The sequence below is a fragment of the Ruegeria sp. CK3 genome, from assembly GCF_056536565.1.
The window spans coordinates 1-5,904 of record NZ_JBQFPV010000024.1 but is presented as its reverse complement, the minus strand read 5'-3'; the positions used below and the strand labels follow the sequence as shown (position 1 = coordinate 5,904).

The window sequence follows — 5,904 nt, the reverse complement described above, 5'->3', positions numbered from 1 at the left end:
CCCCTTCACCGGCGCTGCTGAGGCGCTGGTGACACACCGGCGAGACGGTGAGACGCACTGGAGAGACGGTGGAGACGCTCAGGATAGACTGGGGGCATCTGAGGTTGAGTTTTAGGCGGGCGCGCTGAGGGATTGGCGCAACGGTCTGGTTTTTGGCTCTGGGTGTTTTTGTTCTTTGACATTGATGGATAACTGAAGAGATATGTGGGCGGTTTGGTTCGTTTCGACGGATTGAATGTCTGTATATCGCGCTAGTAGGTTTCTCGAGTAATCGGGGCCGATGATCTAGTGTCAGCTTCACTGTTTGTTCGGTACTTTGGTTTCTATGAAGCTGAAGCACAGACAAACAGATGACTCTTGATTGTTCCTTCGCCTAGCCGGGTGGAGGTATCGCTTAAACGTGCTCAAGTAGCCGAATAGGCGGTAGCACAATCAAGGATGTGCAGAGGTTCGAACGTCAAGGATAAGCAGGTAACTGCTTTTCAACTTGAGAGTTTGATTCTGGCTCAGAACGAACGCTGGCGGCAGGCCTAACACATGCAAGTCGAGCGCGCCCTTCGGGGTGAGCGGCGGACGGGTTAGTAACGCGTGGGAATATGCCCTTTGGTACGGAATAGCCTCTGGAAACGGAGAGTAATACCGTATGAGCCCTTCGGGGGAAAGATTTATCGCCAAAGGATTAGCCCGCGTTAGATTAGGTAGTTGGTGGGGTAATGGCCTACCAAGCCTACGATCTATAGCTGGTTTTAGAGGATGATCAGCAACACTGGGACTGAGACACGGCCCAGACTCCTACGGGAGGCAGCAGTGGGGAATCTTGGACAATGGGGGCAACCCTGATCCAGCCATGCCGCGTGAGTGATGAAGGCCCTAGGGTCGTAAAGCTCTTTCGCCTGTGAAGATAATGACGGTAGCAGGTAAAGAAACCCCGGCTAACTCCGTGCCAGCAGCCGCGGTAATACGGAGGGGGTTAGCGTTGTTCGGAATTACTGGGCGTAAAGCGCACGTAGGCGGATCGGAAAGTTGGGGGTGAAATCCCGGGGCTCAACCCCGGAACTGCCTCCAAAACTATCGGTCTAGAGTTCGAGAGAGGTGAGTGGAATTCCGAGTGTAGAGGTGAAATTCGTAGATATTCGGAGGAACACCAGTGGCGAAGGCGGCTCACTGGCTCGATACTGACGCTGAGGTGCGAAAGTGTGGGGAGCAAACAGGATTAGATACCCTGGTAGTCCACACCGTAAACGATGAATGCCAGTCGTCGGGTAGCATGCTATTCGGTGACACACCTAACGGATTAAGCATTCCGCCTGGGGAGTACGGTCGCAAGATTAAAACTCAAAGAAATTGACGGGGGCCCGCACAAGCGGTGGAGCATGTGGTTTAATTCGAAGCAACGCGCAGAACCTTACCAACCCTTGACATCCTAGGACCGTTCCAGAGATGGATCTTTCACTTCGGTGACCTAGTGACAGGTGCTGCATGGCTGTCGTCAGCTCGTGTCGTGAGATGTTCGGTTAAGTCCGGCAACGAGCGCAACCCACATCCTTAGTTGCCAGCAGTTCGGCTGGGCACTCTAGGGAAACTGCCCGTGATAAGCGGGAGGAAGGTGTGGATGACGTCAAGTCCTCATGGCCCTTACGGGTTGGGCTACACACGTGCTACAATGGCAGTGACAATGGGTTAATCCCAAAAAACTGTCTCAGTTCGGATTGGGGTCTGCAACTCGACCCCATGAAGTCGGAATCGCTAGTAATCGCGTAACAGCATGACGCGGTGAATACGTTCCCGGGCCTTGTACACACCGCCCGTCACACCATGGGAGTTGGTTCTACCCGACGGCCGTGCGCTAACCTTTTGGAGGCAGCGGACCACGGTAGGATCAGCGACTGGGGTGAAGTCGTAACAAGGTAGCCGTAGGGGAACCTGCGGCTGGATCACCTCCTTTCTAAGGATGTTTCTAGTATCTTGAGCTTGCTCTTGATCGTGAAGCACTTAGCAAAAGATCAACAAACAAAGTTGATCAAACTCATGGACCGAGCCGTCCTCATATCTCTTCAGAACACATCAGGCCGACCGGCCTGTCTGGGTCGGTAGCTCAGGTGGTTAGAGCGCACGCCTGATAAGCGTGAGGTCGGAGGTTCAAGTCCTCCTCGACCCACCACTAGATTAGGGTGCGTAGCACCTGAATGGGGCCTTAGCTCAGCTGGGAGAGCGCCTGATTTGCATTCAGGAGGTCAGGAGTTCGATCCTCCTAGGCTCCACCATTTATCCGATCAGATCGTTAAGAGCCTTTGGGTTCTTAACCGTCCGATTGGACGTCGCTTCTTCGGAGGCATTGACATCGTATAGAGAGAAATCAATCAACACTGTTTGATCGCGCCGAGTGAGGCGTTGATCTCAGTTGGTCCTCTTCGGAGGAGGTTCGATTGGGGATGTTTCCTCGTCCCTCTTTGAATATCCCGGCTGAAACGAACAGAGTTGTCCAAGTCAAGTACACTAACCCGCATAACTTAACGGTTATGCATTGTCTTCTATCCTCCATGTGGGGCCGACCGACATCGGCAGCATGGGTTCCAGGATGGAAGGCGGGAAAGTATGCTTTTGGTTCAGAAGAAAGATCGCCTTTAGTTACCAGCTGGGCGGTCGCGATTGATTTGATTACTAGCGCAGCTTTGGTTGTGTGCGGTCAAACGCACTCAAGTAGCCGAATAGGCGGTAGTGCCAATATCAAGTCTTTCTCTTTCTGGATCAAATCAAGCGCGAGAAGGGCGTTTGGTGAATGCCTTGGCAGCAAGAGGCGATGAAAGACGTGATACTCTGCGATAAGCCATGGGGAGCTGAGAATAAGCTTTGATCCATGGATCTCTGAATGGGGCAACCCACCTGAAAGCTTCATATTGTTAGTTTTGCTAATCAATATGTTGCTTAAACAGGTACTTAAGACCTGAATACATAGGGTTTTAAGAGCAAACCCGGGGAACTGAAACATCTAAGTACCCGGAGGAAAGGAAATCAATTGATACTCCCCTAGTAGCGGCGAGCGAACGGGGACCAGCCGAGCCAGATAAGTGACTAGAACACGTTGGGAAGCGTGGCCATAGCGGGTGACAGCCCCGTATAGGAAGCTTTGATGGACGTATTAAGTAGGGCGGAACACGTGAAATTCTGTCTGAAGATCGGAGGACCACCTTCGAAGGCTAAGTACTCCTTGCTGACCGATAGCGAACCAGTACCGTGAGGGAAAGGTGAAAAGCACCCCGACGAGGGGAGTGAAACAGTACCTGAAACCGAACGCCTACAATCAGTCGGAGGATCCTCGAGATCTGACGGCGTACCTTTTGTATAATGGGTCATCGACTTGGTCTTACGAGCAAGCTTAAGCCGTTAGGTGTAGGCGTAGCGAAAGCGAGTCTTAATAGGGCGCATGAGTTCGTGGGATCAGACCCGAAACCGAGTGATCTAGGCATGGCCAGGTTGAAGGTAAGGTAACACTTACTGGAGGACCGAACCCACATCCGTTGAAAAGGATCGGGATGAGCTGTGCCTAGGGGTGAAAGGCCAATCAAACTCGGAGATAGCTGGTTCTCTGCGAAATCTATTTAGGTAGAGCGTCATCCGAATACCCCGGGGGGTAGAGCACTGGATGGGTAATGGGGCCCCACAGGCTTACTGATCCTAACCAAACTCCGAATACCCGGGAGTACTAGATGGCAGACACACTGCGGATGCTAACGTCCGTAGTGGAGAGGGAAACAACCCTGACCTACGACTAAGGCCCCCAATTCATGGCTAAGTGGGAAAGCAGGTGGGACGACCAAAACAACCAGGAGGTTGGCTTAGAAGCAGCCATCCTTTAAAGATAGCGTAACAGCTCACTGGTCTAAACAAGTTGTCCTGCGGCGAAGATGTAACGGGGCTCAAGCCATGAGCCGAAGTCTAGGGATGCGTAAGCATCGGTAGCAGAGCGTAGTGTGACATAGGACTTATCCTGTATTGCCGCTGGTTATGCGGCGCGGGCAACCGCGCTCAAGTAGCCGAATAGGCGGTAGCGCAGGATCGAGTCCTTTCGATGAAGCGGGCGCGTGAGCGATCCCGTGGAGAGATCACTAGTGAGAATGATGACATGAGTAGCGACAAAGAGTGTGAGAGACACTCTCGCCGAAAGTCCAAGGGTTCCTGCTTAAAGCTAATCTGAGCAGGGTAAGCCGGCCCCTAAGCCGAGGCCGAAAGGCGTAGGCGATGGGAACTAGGTTAATATTCCTAGGCCAGGAGGATGTGACGGATCACAGGTGTAGTTCAATCTTATCGGATTGATTGGGCTGCTGAGTGGTTCCTGGAAATAGCCCTCCATCAGACCGTACCCTAAACCGACACAGGTGGACTGGTAGAGCATACCAAGGCGCTTGAGAGAACGATGTTGAAGGAACTCGGCAAAATACCTCCGTAAGTTCGCGAGAAGGAGGCCCGGTTCCTAGGCAACTAGGGGCTGGGGGCACAAACCAGGGGGTGGCGACTGTTTATTAAAAACACAGGGCTCTGCGAAGTCGCAAGACGACGTATAGGGTCTGACGCCTGCCCGGTGCCTGAAGGTTAAAAGGAGAGGTGAGAGCCTTGAATTGAAGCCCAGGTAAACGGCGGCCGTAACTATAACGGTCCTAAGGTAGCGAAATTCCTTGTCGGGTAAGTTCCGACCTGCACGAATGGCGTAACGACTTCCCCGCTGTCTCCAACATCGACTCAGCGAAATTGAATTGCCTGTCAAGATGCAGGCTTCCCGCGGTTAGACGGAAAGACCCCGTGCACCTTTACTACAGCTTCGCACTGGCATCAGGATTGTGATGTGCAGGATAGGTGGTAGGCTTTGAAGCGGAAACGCAAGTATCCGTGGAGCCTCCCTTGAGATACCACCCTTCGCACTCTTGATGTCTAACCGCGGTCCGTTATCCGGATCCGGGACCCTGCGTGGCGGGTAGTTTGACTGGGGCGGTCGCCTCCTAAAGCGTAACGGAGGCGCGCGAAGGTTGGCTCAGAGCGGTCGGAAATCGCTCGTTGAGTGCAATGGCAGAAGCCAGCCTGACTGCGAGACTGACAAGTCGAGCAGAGTCGAAAGACGGCCATAGTGATCCGGTGGTCCCGAGTGGAAGGGCCATCGCTCAACGGATAAAAGGTACGCCGGGGATAACAGGCTGATACTGCCCAAGAGTCCATATCGACGGCAGTGTTTGGCACCTCGATGTCGGCTCATCTCATCCTGGGGCTGGAGCAGGTCCCAAGGGTACGGCTGTTCGCCGTTTAAAGAGGTACGTGAGCTGGGTTTAGAACGTCGTGAGACAGTTCGGTCCCTATCTGCCGTGGGTGTAGGAGACTTGAGAGGAGTTGCCCCTAGTACGAGAGGACCGGGGTGAACGATCCACTGGTGGACCAGTTGTCGTGCCAACGGCAGTGCTGGGTAGCTATGATCGGACAGGATAACCGCTGAAGGCATCTAAGCGGGAAGCCCCCCTCAAAACAAGGTCTCCCTGAGGGCCGTGGAAGACCACCACGTCAATAGGCCGGAGATGTAAGCGCAGTAATGCGTTCAGTTGACCGGTACTAATCGCCCGATAGGCTTGATTTGATCCAGTAACAGAAAGACAAATCAAAACCAGAAGCATACACCGACCTTGAGTTGGACAACGTTGATTGAAAACACAACCGAGTGGCAACGCACATACGCTAACTGCCATCTCGTCGCTTTCTTGCACAGCAAGAAAGTCGACATGGGCTTTTCCTCGGTTTGGTGGTCATAGCGCAAGTGAAACACCCGGTCCCATCCCGAACCCGGAAGTTAAGCACTGCCGCGCCAATGGTACTTGGGCTTAAGCCCCGGGAGAGTAGGTCACCGCCAAACCTAGTAAAAGCCCA

General features: G+C 53.3%; 2 tRNA genes and 3 rRNA genes. All 5 read left to right on the top strand.

The window, feature by feature from the left end:
* Positions 1-483 precede the first annotated feature (483 nt).
* Positions 484-1,945, top strand: a 16S ribosomal RNA gene (locus tag ACR0C3_RS23180).
* Between the two features lie 139 nt (positions 1,946-2,084).
* Positions 2,085-2,161 (top strand) — tRNA-Ile (locus ACR0C3_RS23175).
* A 27-nt stretch (positions 2,162-2,188) separates the two neighbouring features.
* Positions 2,189-2,264: transfer RNA gene (locus tag ACR0C3_RS23170), tRNA-Ala, on the top strand.
* 487 nt (positions 2,265-2,751) lie between these two features.
* A 23S ribosomal RNA gene (locus tag ACR0C3_RS23165) occupies positions 2,752-5,617 on the top strand.
* 158 nt (positions 5,618-5,775) lie between these two features.
* Positions 5,776-5,890: ribosomal RNA gene (gene rrf, locus ACR0C3_RS23160) — 5S ribosomal RNA — on the top strand.
* The 16S, 23S and 5S rRNA genes sit together here with 2 tRNA genes alongside, the layout of an rRNA operon.
* Positions 5,891-5,904 lie beyond the last annotated feature (14 nt).